21 protein-coding genes and 1 pseudogene are annotated in these 23575 nt (G+C 64.0%); 10 read left to right on the top strand and 12 right to left on the bottom strand.

Annotation, left to right across the window (positions count from 1 at the left end; translation table 11 throughout):
- Together KFO72_RS18575 and leuA are read left to right on the top strand one after the other, a co-directional pair.
- Positions 1–353, top strand: a pseudogene (locus KFO72_RS18575) (DNA-binding protein YbiB); the annotation flags it as partial.
- 513 nt (positions 354–866) lie between these two features.
- The gene (gene leuA, locus KFO72_RS18570) at positions 867–2525 is read left to right on the top strand and encodes a 2-isopropylmalate synthase (RefSeq protein WP_176052258.1); all 1659 of its coding nucleotides are present in this window, start codon (positions 867–869) and stop codon (positions 2523–2525) included.
- A 127-nt stretch (positions 2526–2652) separates the two neighbouring features.
- Here the strand turns inward: leuA and KFO72_RS18565 are convergent, their stop codons facing one another.
- Complete coding sequence (locus tag KFO72_RS18565) at positions 2653–3036, bottom strand: nuclear transport factor 2 family protein (RefSeq protein ID WP_035986766.1); 384 nt, start codon at positions 3034–3036, stop codon at positions 2653–2655.
- A 45-nt stretch (positions 3037–3081) separates the two neighbouring features.
- Positions 3082–3645, bottom strand: coding sequence for an acyloxyacyl hydrolase (locus KFO72_RS18560; RefSeq protein ID WP_054929641.1), 564 nt, complete (start codon positions 3643–3645; stop codon positions 3082–3084).
- Positions 3646–3994: 349 nt separating this feature from the next.
- On the opposite strand from KFO72_RS18560, the gene rpoH reads away from it, so the two are divergent.
- The 5 genes from rpoH to cydX all read left to right on the top strand — a co-directional run bounded on the left by rpoH (position 3995) and on the right by cydX (position 8445).
- Entirely contained in the window at positions 3995–4930 is a 936-nt protein-coding gene (gene rpoH, locus KFO72_RS18555; protein ID WP_042306326.1) for an RNA polymerase sigma factor RpoH, read from the top strand.
- 313 nt (positions 4931–5243) lie between these two features.
- Entirely contained in the window at positions 5244–5516 is a 273-nt protein-coding gene (gene cydP, locus KFO72_RS18550; RefSeq protein WP_054929640.1) for a cytochrome oxidase putative small subunit CydP, read from the top strand.
- A complete protein-coding gene (locus tag KFO72_RS18545; protein ID WP_054929639.1) occupies positions 5506–7095 on the top strand; it encodes a cytochrome ubiquinol oxidase subunit I in 1590 nt (529 codons plus the stop codon). Before cydP ends, KFO72_RS18545 begins: the two co-directional genes overlap by 11 nt.
- 67 nt (positions 7096–7162) lie before the next feature.
- On the top strand, positions 7163–8299 hold the full coding sequence (gene cydB / locus KFO72_RS18540; RefSeq protein WP_060599312.1) for a cytochrome d ubiquinol oxidase subunit II: 1137 nt from the start codon (positions 7163–7165) through the stop codon (positions 8297–8299).
- Between the two features lie 26 nt (positions 8300–8325).
- Positions 8326–8445 carry a cytochrome bd-I oxidase subunit CydX gene (gene cydX / locus KFO72_RS18535; RefSeq protein WP_063786953.1) on the top strand — a complete coding sequence of 40 codons (120 nt, stop codon included), beginning with the start codon at positions 8326–8328 and terminating at the stop codon, positions 8443–8445.
- A gap of 71 nt (positions 8446–8516) precedes the next feature.
- On the opposite strand, the gene nagE is transcribed toward cydX, so the two are convergent.
- The 5 genes from nagE to KFO72_RS18510 form a co-directional block, all read right to left on the bottom strand.
- The gene (gene nagE, locus KFO72_RS18530; RefSeq protein WP_054929637.1) at positions 8517–10280 is read right to left on the bottom strand and encodes an N-acetylglucosamine-specific PTS transporter subunit IIBC; all 1764 of its coding nucleotides are present in this window, start codon (positions 10278–10280) and stop codon (positions 8517–8519) included.
- A 109-nt stretch (positions 10281–10389) separates the two neighbouring features.
- Entirely contained in the window at positions 10390–12978 is a 2589-nt protein-coding gene (gene ptsP / locus KFO72_RS18525; protein WP_225032720.1) for a phosphoenolpyruvate--protein phosphotransferase, read from the bottom strand.
- Between the two features lie 13 nt (positions 12979–12991).
- Positions 12992–13999 (bottom strand): SIS domain-containing protein, encoded by a 1008-nt coding sequence (locus KFO72_RS18520; RefSeq protein ID WP_176052299.1) that lies wholly within the window; start codon positions 13997–13999, stop codon positions 12992–12994.
- Positions 13992–15095: an N-acetylglucosamine-6-phosphate deacetylase gene (gene nagA / locus KFO72_RS18515; protein ID WP_054929630.1), complete on the bottom strand. Its 1104-nt coding sequence runs from the start codon at positions 15093–15095 to the stop codon at positions 13992–13994. Before nagA ends, KFO72_RS18520 begins: the two co-directional genes overlap by 8 nt.
- A 91-nt stretch (positions 15096–15186) precedes the next feature.
- Positions 15187–15921, bottom strand: coding sequence for a GntR family transcriptional regulator (locus tag KFO72_RS18510; RefSeq protein ID WP_054929629.1), 735 nt, complete (start codon positions 15919–15921; stop codon positions 15187–15189).
- A gap of 375 nt (positions 15922–16296) precedes the next feature.
- Here KFO72_RS18510 and KFO72_RS18505 point away from each other — a divergent pair, with 375 nt between their 5' ends.
- A complete protein-coding gene (locus KFO72_RS18505) occupies positions 16297–17220 on the top strand; it encodes a GNAT family N-acetyltransferase (protein WP_225032719.1) in 924 nt (307 codons plus the stop codon).
- 92 nt (positions 17221–17312) lie between these two features.
- Here the strand turns inward: KFO72_RS18505 and KFO72_RS18500 are convergent, their stop codons facing one another.
- Complete coding sequence (locus KFO72_RS18500; protein WP_107200741.1) at positions 17313–18125, bottom strand: MetQ/NlpA family ABC transporter substrate-binding protein; 813 nt, start codon at positions 18123–18125, stop codon at positions 17313–17315.
- Between the two features lie 164 nt (positions 18126–18289).
- Here KFO72_RS18500 and KFO72_RS18495 point away from each other — a divergent pair, with 164 nt between their 5' ends.
- The gene (locus KFO72_RS18495) at positions 18290–18511 is read left to right on the top strand and encodes a hypothetical protein (RefSeq protein ID WP_225032718.1); all 222 of its coding nucleotides are present in this window, start codon (positions 18290–18292) and stop codon (positions 18509–18511) included.
- A 7-nt stretch (positions 18512–18518) separates the two neighbouring features.
- Here KFO72_RS18495 and KFO72_RS18490 read toward each other — a convergent pair whose 3' ends face one another.
- On the bottom strand, positions 18519–20294 hold the full coding sequence (locus KFO72_RS18490; RefSeq protein WP_225032721.1) for a methyl-accepting chemotaxis protein: 1776 nt from the start codon (positions 20292–20294) through the stop codon (positions 18519–18521).
- A 225-nt stretch (positions 20295–20519) separates the two neighbouring features.
- Here KFO72_RS18490 and KFO72_RS18485 point away from each other — a divergent pair, with 225 nt between their 5' ends.
- A complete protein-coding gene (locus KFO72_RS18485) occupies positions 20520–20810 on the top strand; it encodes a YciI family protein (protein WP_007579663.1) in 291 nt (96 codons plus the stop codon).
- Positions 20811–20891: 81 nt separating this feature from the next.
- Here the strand turns inward: KFO72_RS18485 and KFO72_RS18480 are convergent, their stop codons facing one another.
- From KFO72_RS18480 to KFO72_RS18470, 3 genes are read right to left on the bottom strand one after another with little or no spacing between them, the layout of a single operon-like run.
- On the bottom strand, positions 20892–21509 hold the full coding sequence (locus KFO72_RS18480; RefSeq protein ID WP_054929625.1) for an SCO family protein: 618 nt from the start codon (positions 21507–21509) through the stop codon (positions 20892–20894).
- 4 nt (positions 21510–21513) lie between these two features.
- Entirely contained in the window at positions 21514–22419 is a 906-nt protein-coding gene (cyoE, locus tag KFO72_RS18475; protein ID WP_042306340.1) for a heme o synthase, read from the bottom strand.
- 6 nt (positions 22420–22425) lie between these two features.
- Positions 22426–23535, bottom strand: a complete 1110-nt coding sequence (locus KFO72_RS18470) for a COX15/CtaA family protein (RefSeq protein ID WP_054929624.1) — start codon at positions 23533–23535, stop codon at positions 22426–22428.
- Positions 23536–23575 lie beyond the last annotated feature (40 nt).

Below are 23575 nucleotides of genomic sequence, written 5' to 3'. Positions count from 1 at the left end.
GGCTCGTGAACTACACGCACCCGCCGTATCGCGAGAGCCTGACACAGCTGTTCGTCTCGCATCCCGACATGGCGGTGGGCGGCGCATTGCTCGCGCGCGGCACCGAAGGCGAAGCCGTCGCCGATACACGCCGCCAGGTGCAGATCGACTGGCTGCATGACGGCATCTGCGAGACACGCGTCTCGGCCGAGCGCTCATCGGCGGATGCGCCCGAGGTCGAGTTGCCGGAAGGCCGCGACGCGCCGACCACGGCCGCGTGGATCGCAGCGGCGCTGGCGGGCGAAGCGCCCGTCCCGGCTGCCATCACACGGCAGGTCGAACTGATCGTCGAGATCGCGCGGAAGGCCGCCTGACAAGGGCTACCGCCTTCCCTGATGGCCTCGGCGAACGCTCTCGGGAACGCCTCGCAGCGATTGGCGGGTTGACAGCCCCCCGCCGCCTCGCTTATCTTGTAAAAATGCGTTCCATTCCGAACACCCTCCGAATTACCCTCGGCCGCCTAGCGCGGCCCCTATCGCTACGTCTAGCGTAAGCAAGGCGTAGCGCCGCACGCAGTCGCCACAGCGGCTAGCGGCGGTCCTCCAGAGCAGTTCCTGTTTCACCCCAGTCCGTAGTTCCTTCAAAACCTGTAGTCGTCCGTATTCGTCCGTTTATCGCGCGGACGAATCGCGAGGGTCAAATGCACGTTGCATGGGCTTCCGTTCCGATTGTCGCCTTCGTCGTCGTTCAGACGACGCTGTTCGTTCGCGCCCGTTCGTTGCTCCCGCTAGCGCCCGGCTTGCGGGACGTGCATCTGTGGCAGCCCGCCAGCCGCTCGACGCCACACCACCCAGCACACGACTAGACGAATCGAACGAGGCCTCAACATGTTGCGCAACCCTGCCGAAAAGTACCGCCCCTTCCCCACCGTCCGTTTGACCGGCCGCAAGTGGCCCACCCGCACCATCGACCGCGCGCCCATCTGGATGAGCACCGATCTGCGCGACGGCAACCAGTCGCTGATCGAGCCGATGAGCATCGCGCAGAAGACGGAGTTCTTCGAGATGCTCGTCGCGATCGGTTTCAAGGAAATCGAAGTCGGTTTTCCGTCGGCGTCGCAAACCGACTTCGATTTCGTCCGCAAGCTGATCGACGAAAAGCGCATTCCCGACGACGTGACCATCGAAGTGCTCGTGCAGTCGCGCGCCGACCTGATCGCGCGCACCTTCGAAGCGCTCGAAGGCGTGCCGCGCGCGATCGTCCATCTGTACAACGCGATCTGCCCGTCGTTCCGCAAGATCGTGTTCAACCAGTCCCAGGACGAAGTGAAGGCGCTCGCCGTCGAGGGCACGCGGATCATTCGCGAACACGCCGACGCCCGCCCGCAGACGCACTGGACCTACCAGTATTCGCCCGAAACCTTCAGCATGACCGAGTTGCCGTTCGCGCGCGAAGTCTGCGACGCCGTCGCGCAGACGTGGCGCCCGACGCGCGATCACAAGATGATCGTGAACCTGCCCGCCACCGTCGAAGCCGCAACGCCGAACGTGTATGCCGACCAGATCGAGTGGATGGACCGCAATCTGGGTTACCGGGACAGCATCGTGTTGTCGGTGCATCCGCACAACGACCGCGGCACGGCCGTCGCCGCAGCGGAACTCGCGCTGATGGCGGGCGCCGACCGCATCGAAGGATGTCTGTTCGGCAATGGCGAGCGCACGGGCAACGTCGATATCGTGACGCTCGCGATGAACCTCTACACGCAAGGCATCGACCCCGGCCTCGATTTCTCGGACATCGACGCCGTGCGGCGCGTGGTCGAGCGCTGCAACCAGATTCCCGTGCATCCGCGTCATCCGTATGCGGGCGATCTCGTCTATACGGCGTTCTCCGGCTCGCATCAGGACGCGATCCGCAAGGGCTTCGCACAGCAGCAGCCCGACGCCGTCTGGGAAGTGCCGTATCTGCCCATCGATCCCGCCGACGTCGGCCGCAGCTACGACGCCGTGATCCGCGTGAACAGCCAGTCCGGCAAAGGCGGCGCGACGTATCTGGTCGAGCGCGGCATGGGCTTCGCGCTGCCGCGGCGCGTGCAGATCGAATTCAGCCACGCGGTGCAAAAGGTGGCGGATCAATCCGGCGAGGAAGTGACGGGCGACGCGATCTGCGCGCTCTTTGCCCGCGAATACTTCGAGGCCGACGGCCCGGCGCAGCGCGTCAACGGATCGACGGTGCGCTGGAACAAGCGCGAGATTGCCGTGCCCGCGACGGCGGCGGCGAGCATCGACGGCCACGAGGCGTATGCGAAGGCGGTCGCGCAGGAAATGGCGGCGGTGGCGAAACACGCCATTGAAATCACGTCGTTCGAGGCGGCGCGCACCACGGACGGCCGCACGGTCGTGTTCGTCGCGAGCCGCGTGGGCGACCAGCCCATGCGTCATGGCATCGGCGTAGCGGAGGACGAAATGACGGCCGTCGTCGATGCCGTCGTCAGCGGCGTCAATCGCGCGGGTTGGGCGACTGTCGACCGGCGGGTCGCGGCGTAACGTCAAGTAACGTAACGGCATCCGAAAACCGCAGAGGCGCAAACGCCGGCGACTCAAGCGTCGCCAGCGCGCATGGACCGCTCACGAGGCGGCCTCCGTCAGGTGGAGAGTGACGGCGCGATCCGCGTCACTCGATTGCGCAACGCGTCGCCTGCCAGGCGATCAGCTGCCATTTGCCGTCTTCCTGCGCCTGAATCGCCATGTAGGCGATCGGAAAGAGCAGCGCGCCGCTATTCGCTTCCATCTCGATCAGCGCGCGCCCCGTGACAACGCAAGTCTCGCGTCCGACAGGCAGCACGTCCTGCGACTGCACCTCGATCTGGCGATAGCGCCGGCGCCCGGCCGTGATGGCGTCGATGAACTGCTGCTTCGACTCGCGCTTGCCGTTCGTGTGGACGTAGATGACGTTGTCCGACAGCAGCGCGTCGAGCTGCTGTCCGTTTCCTTCCACCATCGCGCGAAATCGATCGCGCTCGAGCCCGCGAATCGCTTCGATCACTTTTGCCGGCATCGCGTTCGCCCCTATCGACGACCGCGCCGACAACGGCAGCGGTCGTCAGAAGTTGTACTGCACGTAAATCTGCTGGAAATTTATACCAGGATTCGGCTCTTTGATACTTGCATTGGAGACGTGCTGAAAGCGGTAGCCAAACTGGTACTGCTGATGCTCGCCGAATTGTGCGCCGACACCCACCATATCGGCGAACTGGAAGGCGGTGCTGAGCGTGTAATTCGACGAGATGCGCGGATGCGTCAAAAGCCGCACACCGACGCCCGCCTCGATGAACGGGCGGAAATAACCCGCGCTCTTGATGAACCGCACTACGGGTGTCACGCCGAACTCGCCGATATCCTCGTGAACGTTGCCTTCGTCCGTATGCCACCACGCGGCGTGCGCCTCGCCGAGCAGCGCGAAATGCCAGCCGCCGATTTCCCACCACGTCAGATTGGGGTCCCAGACGAAGCCAAGGTCGAGTTTTCGAACGTGGTGATCGGCGACACCGCCCGCAATCTGAATGCCGAACTGGTCCGCCGAGGCGAGACTCGATACGCCGAAAAGCGCTGCCACGACGACACATTTCGGTGCCAGATTAAACGAGCGCTTGTTCTTTTTTTCCATCGTGCGTCCACCGGATGCGAGGTTTAGCAGGGACATCGTGCAGCGACATTCTAGAGATAGAAGCAACTATCGGACCCTTTAATAACAACCGAAAGCCGCAAATCACTGCTTCTGTTTGCGAAAAAATCTTACAGACGATTGCAAAATCCTGCTGCAGCCGACGAATGCTAAGCGGTCGGTGCCAAACCCGCAGATGAGGTACTATGCTATTGAATGTGTATTTTCGATAGGAGAGAGGGAACTCTCATGCCCCTACGGCTTCTAAGTATTAGCACTCAGGAAATGAGAGTGCTAACATCCATCGTGGTCCGCTTTGGCGGACATTTGTCTGAATAAAGGAGTTTGCTACGTGAGCAACACACTGACCCTTCCGAGTACTCTGAGCCCGTCGTCGGCTAAGGCCGCTCCGGCAGGTGCACTGGCGCTCTCGCACGCTTCGCTTCTGCCCGGCCAGCTGGGCAACATCGACGCCTACATCCAGGCCGTAAACCGGATTCCGATGCTGACGCCGGCAGAAGAGCGCCAGTACGCCACCGAATACCGCGAGCAAAACAATCTTGGCTCCGCTCGCAAGCTCGTCCTGTCGCACCTGCGGCTGGTCGTGTCGATCGCGCGAAATTACCTCGGATATGGTCTGCCGCACGCCGACCTGATCCAGGAAGGCAACATCGGCCTGATGAAGGCCGTGAAGCGCTTCGACCCGACGCAGAACGTGCGCCTCGTGTCCTATGCAATGCATTGGATCAAGGCCGAAATCCATGAGTACATCCTGCGCAACTGGCGCATGGTGAAAGTGGCGACGACCAAGGCGCAACGCAAGCTGTTCTTCAACCTGCGCAGCCACAAGCAAGGGTTGCAGTCGTTCACGCCGGACGAGATCGAGGGCCTGGCGAAAGAGCTGAATGTGAAGCGCGAAGAAGTGTCCGAGATGGAAACGCGTCTGTCGGGTGGCGATATCGCGCTCGAAGGCCAGGTCGAAGACGGCGAAGAAGCATTCGCCCCGATCGCCTATCTGGCCGACTCGCACAGCGAGCCGACAGCCGTGCTGGCCGCGCGTCAGCGTGACCGTCTGCATAGCGACGGCATCGCGAGCGCGCTGGAATCGCTCGATCCGCGCAGCCGCCGCATCATCGAAGCACGCTGGCTGCAGGTGGAAGACGACGGTTCGGGCGGCTCGACGCTGCACGAACTGGCCGACGAGTTCGGCGTATCGGCCGAACGGATTCGCCAGATCGAAGCAAGCGCGATGAAGAAAATGCGCACGGCGCTGGCCGAGTACGCGTAACCTCAGAGAAGCAGCGGTGCGCGCCGGTCCTCCGGCGGCACCGTCTCGAAACAGAGCCCTGCTCTTCGCAAGAAGGCGGGGCTTTTTCTTGTGCGTCGTCAAATATTGCGTCGATCCGCATCAATGTCGAGACATTGTCTTGACCTCGCGCAGAACGTGAATTATCAGTGATAGAAACGGACCACCTCGCGACACGATGACGCGGGCCCGTCCGTCGTCCCATTCCTACAATGGTTGTGCATGCGTCAGTGCCGCGAGTGATGCGCACTGTGTCCTGCCGGGTCAACCGGCGCGATGTCGTTGCCCATAAAACATGACCATTACGCTCGATCACAGGAATGCCGCCCGCCGCACATTCGCCAGCCGCATCGTCGCGTGGGCTCGCGGTCCGACATTCGCCCGCGACATCCTGATCGTGCTCGCGATCAAATTCGCGCTTCTTTTCGCGCTCAAATTCGCGTTCTTCAATCATCCGCAGGCGCAGAACATGTCGCTGCCGCCTGCTCAGGTCGCCCAGGCGCTGCTGTCGGTGCCGGCGTCCGCCTCACCGCCGCCTTCGACTCAAGGTGACAACCATGCCCGCTAGCGACGTCGTCGATCTCTCCCGTCTGCAATTCGCCGTCACGGCGCTCTATCACTTCCTGTTCGTGCCGCTGACGCTCGGCCTGTCGTGGCTGCTCGTCATCATGGAAAGCGTCTACGTGATGACGGGCAAGCCGATCTACAAGGACATGACGCAGTTCTGGGGCAAGCTGTTCGGCATCAACTTCGCGATGGGCGTCACCACGGGTCTCACGCTGGAGTTCCAGTTCGGCACCAACTGGTCGTACTACTCGCATTACGTCGGCGATATTTTCGGCGTGCCGCTCGCCGTCGAAGGGCTGATGGCGTTCTTTCTCGAATCGACCTTTGTCGGGCTGTTCTTCTTCGGCTGGAACCGGCTGTCGCGCATCCAGCATCTGATGGTCACGTTTCTGGTCGCGCTCGGCTCGAACCTGTCCGCGCTGTGGATCCTGATCGCCAACGGCTGGATGAACAACCCGGTCGGCGCGGAGTTCAACTACGAAACGATGCGCATGGAACTGTCGAGCCTGTTCGCCGTGATATTCAATCCCGTCGCGCAGGTGAAGTTCGTGCATACGGTGTCGGCGGGCTATGTGACGGCGTCGATGTTCGTGCTCGGGTTGTCGTCGTGGTATCTGCTCAAGCGCCGCGACATCGACTTCGCGCTGCGCTCGTTCGCCGTCGCGGCTGGCTTCGGGCTGGCGTCCACCTTGTGCGTGATCGTGCTCGGCGACGAATCCGGCTACACCACAGGCGAAGTGCAGCAGATGAAACTCGCCGCGATCGAATCCGAATGGGAAACCGCGCCGCCGCCCGCGCCATTTACGATTGTCGGCATTCCGAATCAGCAGGAAGAGCGCACCGACTACGCGTTGCGCGTGCCGTACGCACTCGGCATCATCGCGACGCGTTCGCTCGACGAGCCGGTCATCGGTCTGAAAGAACTGATGGCGCGCAACGAGACGCGCATCCGCAACGGCATGCTCGCATACGGCGCGCTGCAAAAGATCAAGCAAGGCGACGCGAGCGACGCCACGCACGCCGCCTTCGACCAGCACAAGCAGGACCTCGGCTACGGCCTGTTGCTCAAGCAGTTCACGCCGAACGTCACCGACGCTTCCGCCGAGCAGATCAAACAGGCCGCGAAAAAAACCGTGCCGCCCGTTCTGCCCGTGTTCTGGTCGTTCCGGCTGATGGTCGGCCTCGGCATCCTGTTCCTTGCCACCTTCGTGCTCGCGTTCTTCTTCTGCGCGCAACGCTCGCTGCTGCGCGACAGCCGGCGCTGGTTCCTGCGCTGGGCCGTGTGGGCGATTCCGCTGCCGTGGCTCGCGGCGGAGTTCGGCTGGATCGTTGCGGAACTCGGGCGCCAGCCGTGGACTATCGCAGGCATTCTGCCAACTTCGCTATCGGCGTCGAGCCTGACGGCGGGCGATCTGTATCTGAGCCTCGCAGGCTTCGTGGTGTTCTACACCGCGCTTTTCATCATCGAGATCACGCTGATGTTCAAGTACGCGCGGCTTGGTCCATCGTCGCTGCATACGGGGCGCTACCACCACGAGCAGGCCAGTAAGCCGGCGGTCGGCGCGAATACGGCGGCATGAGCGGCTTGGATAGCGGCTTCGACCGCGACGCGCTTGCTGTCGCACGAAAACACGAGGAAACATCGCTATGGATTACGCAACCCTCAAAGTGATCTGGTGGGTGCTCGTCGGCGTGCTGCTGATCGGCTTCGCGCTCACCGACGGCTTCGACATGGGCGCAGCGATCCTGCTGCCGTTCATCGGCAAGACGGACGCGGAGCGGCGCATCGTCGTCAACACGGTCGGCGCGACCTGGGAAGGCAACCAGGTCTGGCTGATCACCGCGGGCGGCGCGATGTTCGCCGCGTGGCCGCTCGTCTACGCCGCATCGTTCTCGGGCTTTTACTTCGCGATGCTGCTCGTGCTGTTCGCGCTGTTCTTCCGCCCGGTCGGCTTCGACTATCGCGGCAAGCGCGATGATCCGCGCTGGCGCAGCGCGTGGGACTGGGCGCTGTTCGTCGGCGGCTTCGTGCCGGCGCTGGTGTTCGGCGTCGCGTTCGGCAACCTGCTGCAAGGCGTGCCGTTCCAGTTCGATCAGGATCTGCGCGTCACCTATCACGGCAGCTTCTTCGAGTTGCTCAATCCGTTCGCGCTGTTGTGCGGCGTGGTGAGCGTGTCGATGCTGGCGGCCCACGGCGCGGCGTTCGTCAAGATGAAGGCGGATGGTGTCGTCGCGCGGCGCGCGTCGATTGCGCTGCGCATTGCGTCGCTGGTCGCAGTCGCGCTGTTTCTGATCGGGGGCGTGCTGATCGCGACGCTGATCGGCGGCTTTCAGATCACCGAGCCCGCGCCATTCGACACCGTCGCGAATCCGCTGCTGAAAAACGTGATCGGCGCGCCGGGCCTGTGGCTCACGAACTACGCGACGTATCCATGGATGGTCGCGGCGCCCGTCGCGGGCGTGGTCGGCGGCGTGCTCGCGCTCCTGCTGGCAAGTTCGCGCTTCGAGCGCAGCGCCTTTCTGTCGACATCGCTGATGGTGATCGGCGTAATCCTGACGGCGGGCTTTTCGATGTTTCCGTTCATCATGCCGTCGTCGCTCGATGGGCGCAGCAGCCTCACCGTCTGGGATTCGACATCGAGCCAGATGACCCTGCAGATCATGCTGATCGCGGTGATCATCTTTCTGCCGCTGATACTCATCTACACGAGCTGGGTGTATCGCGTGATGCGCGGCAAGGTGACGGCCGACGCAATCGAGCAAAACCATCATTCGATGTACTGACACGCCGCGCGCAAGAGGAGCGAACCATGTGGTACTTCAGCTGGATTCTCGGTATTGGACTCGCGCTCGCGCTCGGCATCATCAACGTGATGTGGCTCGAAGCGAATAACGCCGTCGACCCGGACGCCAATCCGGACCGACGGTAAGCGCGTAAACGAAAATCGGCGCCCCGCAGGGCGCCGACTTCCATTGCTCGAGGCTCAGGCCGCGACGAACGTCAGGCCATTGCCGTCAGGCGCGTCGACAGTTGCTGCGCGTAACGCTGCGCATCGTCGCCGACGACGATGTGGAACGTATCCGTCGACACCCACGCGACGCTCAGCGTGTCGAGACGCTGGCGATCCACTGCCGACGGATCGCGCACGACGATACGCAGACGCGTCGCCGCGACGGCTTCCAGCGAAACGACATTGGTCGCGCCGCCGAACACCGCGAGCCAGCGCAGCGGGTCCGGATCGAGCGGGCCGTTGCCTGTGGCGACAGCGGCAGCGGGCGCCGAAGCGGCAGCCGCCTTGGCCGAGACAGGAGCGGTCGAAACAGCAGCCGCCGCGCCGCCGCTCGCGATCGTCGTGCGGATTTCATCGGCGATGATGTCCGCTTCCGGTCCGATGATCACCTGCACGTTGCCGCCGCCGCGCTTCAGCACGCCACGCGCGCCGATCGACTTCAGCCCGTTCTCCGACACCTTCTCCGAATCCACCACCGACAGACGCAGACGCGTCGTGCAGGCGTCGACCACCGACAGATTCGCCGCACCGCCCAGCGCCGCGATGTAACGCTGCGCGCGCGTGCCCGACGCGGCCGCCGCACCTTCGACAGGCGCCACATAACCGGCGGACGCGTACGACTCATTGGCCACTTCCGGCGTTTCCTGCTCGCGGCCCGGCGTCGCCATGTTGAACTTGCGGATGAAGAAGCGGAACAGGCCGTAGTAGATGACGGAGTACGCGATGCCGATGGGAATCGCTTCCCAGCCCTTCGTCGACAGGCCGTAGTTCAGCACATAGTCGATCGCACCCGCGGAGAACGTGAAGCCGAGCTTGATCCCGAGCGCCGAGCAGATCGCAAGCGACAAACCCGTCAGCACGGCGTGGATCGCGTACAGCACGGGCGCGAGGAACATGAAGCTGAATTCGATCGGCTCCGTCACGCCCGTCAGGAACGAGGTCAGGGCCATCGAGAACAGCAGGCCGCCGACCATCGCACGGCGCTCCTTCGGCGCTTCATGGAACATCGCGAGACACGCAGCGGGGAGACCGAACATCATGACCGGGAAGAAGCCCGTCATGAACGTGCCTGCCGTCGGGTCGCCCGCGAAGAAGCGGTGCAGGTCGCCCGTGACAGCGGCGCCGCCCGGCGGCGTGAACGAGCCGAACACAAACCACGCGAGCGAGTTCAGGATGTGATGCAGACCCGTCACCAGCAGCAGACGGTTCAGCAGACCGAATACGAATGCGCCGACTGCGCCTGCCGTCGTCAGCCAGTGGCCGGCTGCGTCGATGGCCGCCTGAACAGGCGCCCACGCGTAGCCGAACACGATGCCTAACACCAGACAGGCCACCCCCGTGACAATCGGCACGAAGCGCTTGCCACCGAAGAACGCGAGGTAGTCAGGAAGCTTGATGTCCTTGTACCGGTTGTACAGCATCCCCGCGACGATACCGGCGACGATCCCCGACAGCACGCCCATGTTGAGCTTGTCGTTGATGTCCTTCATCACGGCCACTTCGACCAGATAACCGATCGCGCCCGCCAGCGCCGCAACGCCGTTATTGTCCTTCGCAAAGCCGACAGCGACGCCGATCGCGAACAGAAGCGGCAGGTTGTCGAAGATCGCGCCGCCCGCGTCGGCGATCATCTTGATGTTGAACACATCGGGCTGGCCGAGACGCAGCAACAGGCCGGCGACGGGCAAAACCGCGATTGGCAGCATCAGTGCGCGGCCAAGGCGCTGAATCTTCAGAAACGGATTTCCATCCATTGATACCTCCACTCCTTTGTCTCGTGTAGTTGCGTAATTGCTTTACATGCTGGTTGAAATGTCGAGCTGACGGATCTGGCTTTTTAGACTGGTTGCGACGCAAGCGCCTTCAGTCTTGCGGCCAGATTTCGCGGCTCAGGGCTCTTACCGCTTGTGCCGATTCGAGCGCCAGAGCGTCTTGGGCGCGCTGACGGCACAACTGATAATCGAGTTTGCGCACGCGCGCCTTGATGCCTGGCACGGAGACGGGATCGACCGACAGCTCCGTCACGCCGAGACCGACGAGCAGCGGCACCGCGAGCGGATCGCCCGCCAACGCGCCGCACACGCCGACCCATTTGCCGTGCTGGCCGGCGCCCTGCACCGCCGCCGCAACCAGCCGCAGCACGGCCGGATGCAGGCCGTCCGCCTGGGCGGCGAGGTCCGGCTGGCAGCGGTCCATCGCGAGCGTGTATTGCGTGAGATCGTTGGTGCCGATCGACAGGAAGTCCGCGTGCTTCGACAGCTGATCGGCGAGCAGCGCCGCCGACGGCACTTCGATCATCACGCCGACTTCGATCTTGTCCGTGCGGCCCGCTTCAGCAGTGAGTTCGTCGATCCGTTTGCGCAGTCGCAGGAGTTCACCCACGTCCGTCACCATCGGCAGCAGAATGCGCACCTTGCTGGCAGGCTGAACCGCGAGCAGGCCGCGCAACTGGTCTTCGAGCAGATCCGGGCGCACCTGCGCGAGACGGATGCCGCGCAGGCCGAGCGCCGGGTTCGGCTCCGGCGGCAGCGTCAGATAGTCGACTTCCTTGTCCGCGCCGACATCGAGCGTACGGATGATGGCGGTGCGGCCCTGCAGCGCCTCGACGATCGACTGATAGCTCTGGCGATGTTCGTCGACGGTCGGCGCCGCCTGGCGATGGATGAACAGCAGTTCGGTACGCAGCAGACCCACGGCGTCCGCGCCGTTGTCGACGGCCGTGCTTGCATCGTCGAGTGTCGCGATGTTGGCGGCAACTTCGATCGCGCGGCCGTCGCTGGTGGCGGCGGCTTGCTGCGACGTGCGGCGATTCACTTCGCGCACGCCGGCCAGGCGCTCGCGCTCAGTGCGCGCCCGTTCGACATCGAGCGCGCTCGGCGCGTATTCCAGACGGCCCGCCGTCGCGTCCACCACGACCTGGGTGCCGTCGGCGATCGCGTGCAGCGCGTCGCCCATCGCGACCAGCGCGGGAATGCCAGCCTGACGCGCGATGATCGCCGCGTGCGACGTCGCGCCACCGCGCGCCATCACGAGCGCCGTCACGCGCTTGCGATCCAGCGACGACAGATCGGACGGCGTAAATTCGTCCGCGCTCAGCACGGCCTCGTCCGGCAACGAACGCGCAGCAGCGTTCGAGTAACCGAGCGCGCGCAGCACGCGCTTTTCGATGTCGCGCAAGTCGGCGGCACGTTCGGCGAGCAGCGCGTCATCGACCTTCGACAGCACGCCGATCTGCGCACGGATCGCCTCGCGCCACGCGAAGCCCGCGCTCTTGCCGAGGCTGATCAGATCGCGCGCGGCGTCGATCAGCGTCGGGTCTTCGAGCAGCACGCGATGCACCGCGAAAATGCCCGCTTCGCCATGCGCGCCGCGTTGCGATGCGTCGCGCACAGTCGTGTTCAGTTCGCCGTCGACGGCGGCGATTGCCTTGTCGAGCGCGCGGCTTTCGGCGGCGGGCGTGTTGCCCGCCGTCTCCGGCGGATCGATGTCGGCGTCGTCCCAGCGCACCAGCTTGCCGACGGCGATGCCGGGCGCCGCGCACACGCCCGCGAGCGTGTTCGGCGCGAGCGGCTCGCCCGTCATCGGCACCGCGGCAACGGGCGCCGGAGACAGCTGACGTGCGGGCTTTTCTTCCGCTTCGCCGTGCGCCTCGCGCGTCAGTTCGCGCACGACGGCTTCGACGGCCGCAGCCGCCTGCGCACCGATGCCGACCACTTCGACGGTTGCACCCTGTCCCGCACCCAGACCAAGCAAGCCGACGACGCTTTCGATCGCCGCCTTCCTGCCTTCGAAACGCACTTCGACACGCGCATCGAGACCGCGCGCCGCTTCGCGCGCCCGTGCGGCCGGACGCGCATGCAGACCGCCAGCATGTTCGAGCACGATGGTCTGGCGCGCTTCCTCGCTCACGCTCGACGCTTCGCGCGACGCGGCAACGGCCGCGCCGTCGCGCACGCGCAGCGTGAGCAGCGGCGACTGGCCAGCCTTGAGCACGCCATCGGCAGCAGCGCGTTCGACGATCTCGAACGCATCCGAATTCGCAATCGCGATCACCGACACGAGACTCGGCGCCTGGCGCGCAACCGCGTCCTGATCGAACTCGATCAGCACGTCGCCCGCGCGCACGCTCGCGCCTTGCTCGATCAGCGGGGCAAAGCCCTTGCCGTTCAGCTCGACCGTGTCGATACCGATATGCAGCAGGATTTCGACGCCTTCTGCCGTCGTGATCGTGACGGCGTGGCCGGTGCGCGCCAGATGCATCACGACGCCGTCGCACGGCGCAACCAGCTTGCCTTCGAGCGGATCGATACCGATCCCGTCGCCGAACATACCGCCCGAAAACACCGGGTCGGGCACTTTAGCGAGCGGGACGACGGGACCCGTCATCGGCGCGAGCAGGACAATATGGCCTTCGGAATGGCTCTTCAAACGGGACTCCTCGACACGTCGCATCTGCATCTCTCGATCAATGAGTTTCGGTGACTTTCATCAGATGGCGCGGCGCGTCAGGATTGCGTCCGCGGGCGGCGGCGAGGCCGGCAGCCATCACATAGAAAGAAAGGATTGCGGCAATCGGATCGAGCGCCGCGTGCGCCGTCGATACGAGCGGCAAGGTGGCTTCGGGCACGTCTTCGGGTGCGGCGAGCAGCACGCGCGCGCCGCGCGCCTGCATGTCGCGCGCGAGTTGCAGAAGACCCGCCTGCTCCGGTCCGCGCGGCGCAAACACCAGCAACGGATAGTCGCGGTCGATCAGTTCCATCGGACCGTGACGCACTTCGGCGCTCGAAAACGCCTCGGCCTGGATGCCTGAGGTTTCCTTCAGCTTGAGCGCCGCTTCCTGCGCGATCGCGAGACCGAGACCACGGCCGATCACGATCATGCGTTCGACGCCGCGCAGTTCATCGACGGCCTTCGACCAGTCGAGCGCGCCCGCGCGGCGCAGTGCGTCCGGCAGCGACTTCAGGCCGTCGAGCAACGCCGCGTCCTGCTGCCAGTGCGCGACGAGTTGCGCGGATACGGACAGCATCGCGATGTAGCTCTTGGTCGCCGCGACGCTCAGCTCAGGGCCGGCGACGAGCGGCAGATAGAACTCGCACGCGTTTTCGAGCGGCGAGCCTGGCACATTGACGGCGGCCACGGTCAGCGCGCCCGCTTCGCGCAGCGCCTGCATCGTGCCGACCAGATCGGGGCTCTTGCCTGATTGCGAGAAGCCGAGCGCAAGCTGATTGCGCACCTGAAGCGGCGCCTGTTGAAGCGTCGCGACCGACATCGGCAGCGACGCGACGGGCAGGCCGATGCGGCTCATCGTCAGCGAGGCGAAGTAGCTCGCCGCGTGATCCGAGCTGCCGCGCGCCACCGTCAGCGCGACGTGACGCGGCTCTTGTGCAAGCCGGGCCGCGAGCGCTTCGACGCGCGAGGTATCGTTGAGTTGCGCGGCGACCACGTCAGCGGAAGCCAGCGCCTCTTTAAGCATATTCGACAATCGATTCTCCTTCGACGTAAGTCGCCGTCAACGCCAGTTCGCGATCGAACACGACGATGTCTGCCCACGCGCCGCGCGCGAGACGGCCGCGGTCTTCGAGGCCGAGATAGTCGGCGGCGTAACGGGACATACGGTTTGACACATCGGCCATCGGCAGGCCGAGCGATACGAGGTTGCGCAGCGCCTGATCCATCGTCAGCGTGCTGCCTGCGAGCGTGCCGTCGGCAAGGCGCACGCCGCCGAGGCACTTCGTCACGTGCTGGCTGCCGAGGCGATATTCGCCGTCAGGCATGCCCGTCGCCGACGTGCTGTCCGTCACCACGTAGAGGCGCGGAATCGCGCGCATCGCGGCGCGGATCGCGCCCGGATGGACGTGCAGCAGGTCGGGAATGATTTCCGCGTATTCGGCATGCGCGAGCGCTGCGCCGACCATCCCCGGATTGCGGTGATGCAGCGGCGACATCGCGTTGAACAGATGCGTGAAGCTGCGCGCGCCGTGCTTCATCGCGGCGACGGCGTCGTCGTACGTGCCGAGCGAGTGGCCGAGTTGCACGCGCACGCCGCGCGCGTTGATCTCGGAGATGATCTCCATGTGGCCGGAGATTTCCGGTGCGATCGTCACGACGCGGATGGGGGCGATCGACAGATACTTCAGCACTTCGTCGAGCACGGCCTCCACCGCCGCGTCAGGCTGCGCGCCAAGCTTGCCGGGGTTGATGTACGGACCTTCGAGGTGCACGCCCAGCACGCGGGCGCCGCCCGGCACCCGGTTCTTCGCGACGTCGCCGAGGCCCGCCACGACGGCCATCAGCTCGTCGCGCGGCGCCGTCATCGTGGTGGCGAGCAGGCTCGTCGTGCCGAAGCGCGCATGGGTACGCGTGATCGCCTCGATCGCGTTGCCCGCTTCCATCACGTCGGCGCCGCCGCCGCCGTGCACGTGCAGATCGATGAAGCCCGGCAGGATGTACGGCGCGTCGTTGGTCGACGGATCGGCGGCGTTGCCCGTGATGGCCGTGATGCGGCCGTTTTCGGATTCGATCGTGCCGTGGATCCAGCCTTCAGGGGTGAGTATGTTTCCGGTCAGCATGAGTCTCTCTGATGTTGCGTTATGCAGTGCGTGACTGATTCGCGCTGCGTGCGTTCCGTTTGTCTGCCGTCGCGCCCGTCAGCGCGCCAGGTCACAGCCGCAGTTCAGCGACGAAGTCGTAGTAGTCGTCCCGGCAATAGGTATCGGTGAGTTCGATGGCGCGCTGATCCGCGCTGTAGCCCACGCGCGTGATCAACAGCAGCGCGCAGCCCTGCTCGATGTCCATCAGCGTGGCGATCTCGCTCGACGCGTTGACGGCCCGAAAGTGCTGCAGCGCCCGCACGACGGGCATGCCGCGCTGTTCGAGGTAACTGTAGAGCGAGCCGCCGATGGCCTGCGGATCGGACACGATCGACACGGGCAGCGACGAATGCTCGACCGCCATCACGATGCCGTCCGCGCGGCGCAGGCGGCGCAGGCTCGCGACGGACGCGCCCGGCGACAGCCCCAGATGCACGATCTCGTCGCGCGTCGCGCTGCGGACTTCGCGTTCGAGCCATATCGAATCCGGGCGGAAGCCACGCTGCTCCATCTTCTTCGTGAAGCCGGTGAGACGCGACAGCGGATCTTCGACACGCGGCGTGATGAAGCTGCCCGCGCCGCGTGCGCGCCGGATCAAGCCTTGCTCGACCAGCAGCGCAATCGCCTTGCGTGCTGTGATGCGCGACACGCCGATCGCGTCGGACAACGAGCGCTCCGACGGCAGCGCCTCGCCCGCCGACCACACGCCGCAATGGATCGCCGTCGCCAGATTGCGGGCGAGCTGCAGGTAGAGCGGCGTGACGTTGTGGGCGTCAGGTGTGAGTGCGGACCAACGGGTTTCCATATGGCTCGGTCGGGATCGTGAGGAGGCAGGACTGCTTGGCCTACGAAATTGGAGCCCATTATATAACCACAATAATACCAGTCAACGAGCTGGTATCTAGTTGGTCTGCCTCAAGCAAACCCTTGTCCGGTAAGGAATTGCGCGAATTAAGCGGTTTCCAACTGACAGCTCACTGGCATTAGGGCATACCCGTATTTGAGACCAGTTGCCCGACTGGTCCGCATGAATCGTCTGTCAAGTTACGTGCGTTAACCCGCAAATGTCATACCTCTTTATTAACAATCTGGTGCAAACTTCGAAATTCGCACGCGATCACTCGATGGAAACAACATAGCTTGGTGACCGAATGACAGGCCAACACGGGGAGCGGAAACGGTGAACGATCCCGCGATAGTCCGGGCGGAAGCCGTCCGCCATTTCAACCGCTTCTACACGCAGCACATCGGGGCGCTGCACGAGCATCTGCAGAAAAGCCCGTTTTCGCTGACCGAGGTGCGGGTCATGCACGAACTGTCGCGCAGCGAGCACCAGACGGCAGCGGCGCTCGCGCGCAATCTGGGTATCGACAGCGGCTATCTGAGCCGGCTGCTGGCGAGCTTCGAACGGCGCAACCTGATTTCGCGGCGGACGTCGGAGATCGACGCGCGCCAGTCGCTGGTGTCGCTGACCGAGGCGGGGCTTGCCGCGTACCAGCCGCTCGACGCCGCCGCGATCGATGAGGTCGGCACCGTCCTCGCGCGGCTCGCGCCGCATTCGCAGGATCAACTGATTCACGCGATGAAGCTGATCGAGCGTCTGCTCGACGAGCGGCCGCGGCATAGCATCGTCACGCTGCGCGCACCGCGCGCGGGCGAATACGGTTGGCTGATTTCGCGCCAGGCACAGTTGTTCACACACGGCTATGGCTGGGATCACACCTTCGAAGCGCTGCTCGCGCAGCAGGCCGCGCGCTTTGCGCAAAGTCATGACACGCAGCGCGAGATTTGCTGGGTTGCGGAACAGGATGGCCTGATCGTGGGTTCGGCGCTGGTCGCGGCGATATCGGAGATGCAGGCGAGCGTTCGCATGCTGTACGTCGAACCCGACGTGCGGCGGCTCGGCATCGGCACGCAACTGATCAACGAATGCCTGCGCTTTGCGACGCGCGCGGGATATCGCACGCTATCCATTGAAAGCGAGAGCTCGCTCGACGAGGCGCGGCGGCTCGTGACGCAGGCTGGCTTTACCGTGGTATCGACGGCACCCGAGAGGCGCTTCGGGCGCGATCTCGTCATCGAGCAGTGGGAGCGCACGCTATAGCGGCGGCGTCTCGTGCCTTCGCTACGCGCACAAAAAAAGCGCCACGGTTTCCCGTGGCGCTTTTTTCACGTCATGTGAGCAGGCCGCGCCGCTCAGAACGACGGCACGACAGAACCCTTGAACTCGGTCTTGATGAACTGACGAACATCTTCCGACTGATACGCCGCGACCAGCTTCTTCACCCACGGCTGATCCTTGTCCTTGATACGCACGGCGATCAGATTCGCATACGGGCTATGCACGTCTTCGAGCGCGATCGCATCCTTGGTCGGCTGCAGGCCCGCTGCCAGCGCGAAGTTCGTGTTGATCGCGGCGGCATCGACGTCGGCGAGCGAGCGCGGCAATTGCGCCGCGTCCAGTTCGATCAGCTTCACCTTCTTCGGATTGTCGGCGACATCGAGCGGCGTCGCGTTGCTGCCGTTCGTGCCCGCGCCCGCCTTCAGCTTGATCACGCCTTGCGACTGCAACAGCAGCAACGCGCGGTTTTCATTCGACGGATCGTTCGGCACGGCAACCTTCGCACCTTGCGGCAGATCCTTCAGCGACTTCAGCTTCTTCGAATAGACGCCGAGCGGCGAGATGTAGGTCAGGCCGGCGTTGACGATCTTGTAGCCGCGCTGCTTGATCTGGCTGTCGAGATACGGCTGATGCTGGAAGCTGTTTGCATCGAGATCGCCCGCGTCGAGCGCGGCATTCGGCTGCACGTAATCGTTGAATTCGATGACCTTCACGTTCAGGCCTTCGCGCTTCGCGACCTTCTGCACTACCGACCAGATTTGCGCGTCGGGGCCGCTGATCGTGCCGACCTTGATGACCTTGTCGTCAGCGCGAGCGGCGAAGCTCGTGACGAGCGCCGCCGAAGCGAGGGCTGCGGAAAAGACCTTGATGAGTGTTCTGCGCTGCATGTGATTCTCTCTTGACTACCTTGTTTCGGATTCGTGTTCGACAGCGGGCGCATTGACGTTGCCCTCGAAGTGTCGAGGCCGGAATGGTCTCACAGGCGCGCGTCGATGGGAAATACAGGGTTCGCATATGGGTATGCGCGTTGTCGGATGGGGTTTGAGGCGGGATGGGACTCGACGTCCTGCGCGGGGCGGGTGCCGTGCTTGAACGGCATCGCCCCGCGATGCTGATCGAGATGATCAAGTCCGATCGTGGCGCAATTGAGACTTTGATCACAGGACTCAGGTATCGTCAGTTTGCCTACGTAATCGACACGCTGGCGATTCATGAACCGGACCCGATTCTCCAGCACATCCAGCAGACTGACGGCGGCCTCGCGATCAGTTGAAGCGCCGCTAGAACGTCGTCCAATCGTCATCCGATGACGCCGCCTTCGCCGCGCGCGGTGCCGCGGCCGGCTTGGCTGCCGGGCTCGATGCTTCGCGCGCCGTCGCGTCGGACGCCGCTTTCGCGGGCGCGGTGGTCGTAGCGGCAACCGCCGTCGGTTTCGCGAGAGGCTTTGCCGCCGCCTGGCTGGTCACCTTCTTTTCAGCCGCTGTCACCGTCCTCGCAGCAACGACGGCCGGCTCGCCGCCATTCACCCGAAACGTGCCGATCGTCTGACGCAAACGCGCGGCCTGATCCTGCAACGACGCAGCCGCAGCAGCGGCCTGCTCGACCAGCGCCGCGTTCTGCTGCGTGACCTCGTCCATTTGCGTGACGGCACGTCCGACCTGCGAAATGCCGCTGCTCTGCTCTTCCGACGCCGCCGCGATCTCACCCATGATGTCCGTCACGCGGCGCACCGCCTGCATGATCTCGCTCATCGTCGTGCCGGCCTGCTCGACGAGCGTGTAGCCGTTGTTGACGCGCTCGACGGAATCGCCGATCAGTTGCTTGATTTCCTTAGCCGCCGTCGCCGAGCGTTGCGCGAGACTGCGCACTTCGCCTGCAACCACGGCGAAGCCACGCCCCTGCTCGCCCGCGCGCGCCGCTTCGACGGCCGCGTTCAGCGCGAGAATGTTCGTCTGGAACGCGATGCCCTCGATCACGCCGATGATGTCGGAGATCTGCCGCGAGCTGTCGTTGATCTCCGTCATCGTGCTGATCACGCGGCTCACGACCTCGTTGCCCTTCGTCGCGATCTCCGACGCGTTGTTGGCAAGACCACTCGCCTGACGCGCGTTGTCGGCGTTCTGCTTGACGGTCGCCGTCAGCTCTTCCATGCTCGCCGCCGTTTCCTGCAACGACGCCGCCTGCTGTTCCGTGCGCTGCGACAGATCGCCGTTGCCTGCCGCGATCTGCTGCGTCGCCGACGCAATCGACTCCGCCGACTGGCGAATCTCGCCGATCGTGCGCTGCAAGCGGCTTTGCATCTCGTTCATCGCGGCCATCATGCTCGACGAGTCGTTCGCGCGCACGGACACGATCTGCGTGAGGTCGCCCGTCGCGATCCGCGCTGCGAGCTTCGCGGCATCCTGCGGCTCGCCGCCGAGGCTGCCGCGCACATTGCGGATGATCAGCAGCATCGCGAACGAAATCACCGCGCCGATCACCAGCACGACGATGAAATGCTCGATCAGGTTCGCGTAGTAAGCGGTATCGATGTCGCGCACGAACACGCCGCTGACGATGTTCCAGTCCCAAGGCGCGAAACGCACCGCATAGCTGATTTTCGGCACGGCCTCTTCGCTGTGCGGCAGACGCCCGCGATATTCAGCGAAGCCCTTGCCCGTCGCCTTCGCCGCATCGACGATCGACACGTACAGCAACTTGCCGTCGGGGTCCTTGAAGTCGCCCACCGCCTTGCCGTTCATCTGCGGCAAGGTCGGGTGCATCAGCACGACGGGCTTCGAATCCATCACGAACAGATAACCGGACTCGCCGTAGCGCATCGTCGCGAGACGCGCGAGTGCTTCGCGCTGCGCATCTGCCTGGCTCATCTTGCCGGCCTGCGCGAGCGCGTAGTAGCCGCTTACGACGCCTTGTGCTGCATCGACGAGGTTCACCATGCCGGCCTTGCGTTCGTCGAGCATCGTCGAGCGGGTTTCTACCGCGCTCCACAATCCGACGCCCAGCAGACCCAGCCATACGAGCACAAGCGATAACCACAGCTTGCGGTTCAGACTCATCCTACTCATTGTGTTGGTCTCTTGTTGTGTGGTCACTTCTTTGGCATATCTGCGGCGCCCGCCTAAGACAGAATGGGCGCAAACGATTGCTCTCCTGGATAACGGCAAATCGATTCTCCGACTTGAGGCGGCGAGTCCGTCACGCCTCGTGCCGTGTCAGCCGATAATGACGCGATGCGGCGCCGACGCGCGCCATCCGCCTCTTCCCCATTTGCGAGGTTTTTTATGTATGTCGTCTCCCTCAGCTACACGGCATCGCTCGATCGGGTCGACGATGCGCTGGAAGCGCACCGCGCCTTCCTGACGCGTCAGTTCGATGCCGGCGTGTTCATCATGGCAGGGCCGAAGGTACCGCGCGACGGCGGCGTGATCATCGCGGCGGGTATCGAACGATCGAGACTCGACGAGATCCTCGCAAGCGATCCATTCGCGCAGCAGAAGGTGGCGCGCTACGACGTGACGGAATTCAAGGCGACGCGAATGGCGCCGGGGATGAATCTGAAAGCGCCAGAGTGAACTGGGGCCTGGAAAATGAAAAAGGCTGCACGACGACGTGCAGCCTTTTTCATTTCAATAGGCGATTTTTGCGCCGCCCGCTCAGCCGAGCAACAGCTTCAGATCGTGCACCCACGGCGATGCGCCCTGTCCGTCGCGCGCGAAAAGACGCAGCTTGCCGTCGGTGTCGAACACATAGCTCGCGGCCGTGTGATCCATCGTGTAGCTGTCGGGCGTCTTGCCCGGCACCTTCGCGTAGTAGACGCGGAAGTCCTTTGTCACCTTCGTCAGTTGCTCCTGATCGGCGGGGCGCAGGCCGACGAAAGTCGGATTGAACGCTGGCACGTACTGCGCCAGCAGTTCGGGCGTATCGCGCTCGGGATCGACGGTGACGAACAGCACTTGCACGCGCTTCGCGTCTTCGGGCCCGAGTTGCTGCAGCGCTTGCGAAAGCTCGGCCATCGTCGTCGGGCAGACGTCGGGGCAATGCGTATAGCCGAAGAACATCACGACGACCTTGCCCTTGTAATCGGCAAGCGAGCGCGTCTTGCCGCTCGAATCCGGCAGCGAGAAGTCGGCGCCGAACTGCTTGTTGCCCGTGATATCCACGTTCGTGAATGCGGGCTGTTCCTTCCCGCATCCCGACATCAGTGCCGCGCCGCCGAGCGCGCACGCGACGAGAGCAACGCGCGCCGCGCGCGCGAACCGTTTAGTGAGCATGGTGTTACGCGCCGATCAAGGCACGCGCATAGTGGTCGATCAACAGCGCCGCAAACAGCAGCGACAGATAAACAATCGAATAACGGAAGGTTTTACGCGCGAGGTCGTCGGAATATTCCCGATAAATCTTCCACGCATACGCGAGGAACACGGCACCCAACAGAACCGCCGACGCCAGATACACGATTCCGCTCATGCCCGAGATAAACGGCATCAGCGTGACCGCGAACAGAATGACGGTGTACAGCAAGATATGCAGACGCGTGTACTGCTCGCCGTGCGTGATGGGCAGCATCGGCAGGCCGGCGTTTTCATAGTCTTTACGGCGATATAGCGCGAGCGCCCAGAAATGCGGCGGCGTCCAGACGAAGATGATCAGCACGAGAATCCATGCGTCGCCGGGCACGGCGCCCGTCACGGCCGCCCAGCCGAGCGCCGGCGGCATTGCACCCGAGGCACCGCCGATCACGATGTTCTGCGGGGTATACGGCTTGAGCAGCAGCGTGTAGACAATCGCGTAGCCGACGAAGGTGGCGATGGTGAGCCACATGGTCAGCGCGTTGGTGAACGTGTAAAGCGTCCACATGCCAAGGCCGCCGAGCACGGCCGAGAACAGCAGAATCTGTGAAGTAGTGATCTCGCCGCGCGCCGAAGGACGCCACGCGGTGCGGCGCATCTTCGCATCGACTTTCTGTTCGACGAGACAGTTGATCGCGAACGCAGCGCCCGCCAGCAACCAGATGCCGACAGCGCCGCCGATCAGCACCGTCCACGGCACCATGCCGGGCGTGGCCAGGAACATGCCGATCACTGCGCAAAACACGGCGAGCTGCGTGACGCGCGGTTTTGTCAGCGCAATGTATTGGGAAATCCGGCTACCGGGCGAATGGGGGAGAGTTGTGCTGTCCATGAGGGATCACGCTGGCGCGGCGTCGCGCGCGGGAACCGTGGCGCGGCCGGGACGGCTATAAGCGATTCGAAAGTTTAACATAACGAGCAAAAGCAACAGGATCGCGGCCCCGCCGTTATGGGCGACGGCAATGGGCAAAGGCCATTGCAAAACGATGTTCGACAGGCCCGTGACGAACTGGATCACGATCACGAGCAGCACGCCGTTCGCGGGCCGCCGCAGCGACTCGAAGCGGCGCATTTTCAGCGCGAACCACAGCAGATACGCGACCACGACAAAGGCGAACGTACGATGCGTCCAGTGGATCGCCACCAGCGCGTCCTGCGTGATCACGTCGCCGTCGCCCGTCATGCCGAGCGCGCGCCACAGATGGAAGCCGTGCTCGAAGTCCATCGGCGGAAGCCACTGGCCGTTGCAGGTCGGGAAATCGGTGCAGGCGAGCACCGCGTAATTCGTGCTGACCCAGCCGCCGAGCGCAATTTGCACGATCAGCAGCGCAAGACCGAACAGCGCTGCGACACGCCACTGCGACGCTTGCGGCTCGTACGCGGGCAGCGGCGTCTGACGTGCGGCTAGCCAGCCGAGCGTGCCGAGCAGCGCGAGCCCGAGCAGCAGGTGAATCGTCACGATCACGGGTTGCAGCTTCATCGTCACGGTCCACGCGCCGAACGCGCCCTGCACGAGGATCAGCAGCAGCAGCGCGGTCGGCCACCACGGCGACACATGCAGCGGACGGCGCTTGATGCGCGCGACCCACGCGATGACCGTTTGCGCGACGATCAGCACGCCGATCGCCATCGCGAAGTAGCGGTGAATCATCTCGATCCACGCCTTCGTCATGCTGACGGGGCCGGACGGCATCGCGTGATACGCGGCATTGATCGCCGCGTGCGCGATGAAGGGCGACGACGTGCCGTAGCAGCCCGGCCAGTCCGGACAGCCGAGGCCCGAGTCGGTCAGGCGCGTGAAGCCGCCGAACATCACGAGATCGAGCGTCAGAAAGGTGGTGACCCAGACCAGCTTGCGAAACTTGTTGTCGTCGGCTTTCACCCACACGTACGACAGCGGCAGCAGCGCAATGCACAGCCCGATCAGTCCCAGTTGCAATACGAACATCTATCTTTCCTTCTCTCGCCACCAGGCGAGTTTCAACGTG

It is taken from the genome of Paraburkholderia sp. XV (genome assembly GCF_020177535.1).
Classification (GTDB): Bacteria; Pseudomonadota; Gammaproteobacteria; order Burkholderiales; family Burkholderiaceae; genus Paraburkholderia; species Paraburkholderia caribensis.
Note: the sequence above shows the minus strand (reverse complement) of the source record. Positions and strands in the feature narration are given on the sequence as shown.

Coding starts and splice junctions, on each gene's coding strand:
- leuA (WP_176052258.1), top strand. CDS start 867: ATGTTGCGCAACCCTGCCGAAAAGTACCGCCCCTTCCCCACCGTCCGT.
- KFO72_RS18565 (WP_035986766.1), bottom strand. CDS start 3,036: ATGCCGGCAAAAGTGATCGAAGCGATTCGCGGGCTCGAGCGCGATCGA.
- KFO72_RS18560 (WP_054929641.1), bottom strand. CDS start 3,645: ATGGAAAAAAAGAACAAGCGCTCGTTTAATCTGGCACCGAAATGTGTC.
- cydP (WP_054929640.1), top strand. CDS start 5,244: ATGACCATTACGCTCGATCACAGGAATGCCGCCCGCCGCACATTCGCC.
- KFO72_RS18545 (WP_054929639.1), top strand. CDS start 5,506: ATGCCCGCTAGCGACGTCGTCGATCTCTCCCGTCTGCAATTCGCCGTC.
- cydB (WP_060599312.1), top strand. CDS start 7,163: ATGGATTACGCAACCCTCAAAGTGATCTGGTGGGTGCTCGTCGGCGTG.
- cydX (WP_063786953.1), top strand. CDS start 8,326: ATGTGGTACTTCAGCTGGATTCTCGGTATTGGACTCGCGCTCGCGCTC.
- nagE (WP_054929637.1), bottom strand. CDS start 10,280: ATGGATGGAAATCCGTTTCTGAAGATTCAGCGCCTTGGCCGCGCACTG.
- ptsP (WP_225032720.1), bottom strand. CDS start 12,978: ATGCGACGTGTCGAGGAGTCCCGTTTGAAGAGCCATTCCGAAGGCCAT.
- KFO72_RS18520 (WP_176052299.1), bottom strand. CDS start 13,999: ATGCTTAAAGAGGCGCTGGCTTCCGCTGACGTGGTCGCCGCGCAACTC.
- nagA (WP_054929630.1), bottom strand. CDS start 15,095: ATGCTGACCGGAAACATACTCACCCCTGAAGGCTGGATCCACGGCACG.
- KFO72_RS18510 (WP_054929629.1), bottom strand. CDS start 15,921: ATGGAAACCCGTTGGTCCGCACTCACACCTGACGCCCACAACGTCACG.
- KFO72_RS18500 (WP_107200741.1), bottom strand. CDS start 18,125: ATGCAGCGCAGAACACTCATCAAGGTCTTTTCCGCAGCCCTCGCTTCG.
- KFO72_RS18495 (WP_225032718.1), top strand. CDS start 18,290: ATGGGACTCGACGTCCTGCGCGGGGCGGGTGCCGTGCTTGAACGGCAT.
- KFO72_RS18490 (WP_225032721.1), bottom strand. CDS start 20,294: ATGAGTCTGAACCGCAAGCTGTGGTTATCGCTTGTGCTCGTATGGCTG.
- KFO72_RS18485 (WP_007579663.1), top strand. CDS start 20,520: ATGTATGTCGTCTCCCTCAGCTACACGGCATCGCTCGATCGGGTCGAC.
- KFO72_RS18480 (WP_054929625.1), bottom strand. CDS start 21,509: ATGCTCACTAAACGGTTCGCGCGCGCGGCGCGCGTTGCTCTCGTCGCG.
- cyoE (WP_042306340.1), bottom strand. CDS start 22,419: ATGGACAGCACAACTCTCCCCCATTCGCCCGGTAGCCGGATTTCCCAA.
- KFO72_RS18470 (WP_054929624.1), bottom strand. CDS start 23,535: ATGTTCGTATTGCAACTGGGACTGATCGGGCTGTGCATTGCGCTGCTG.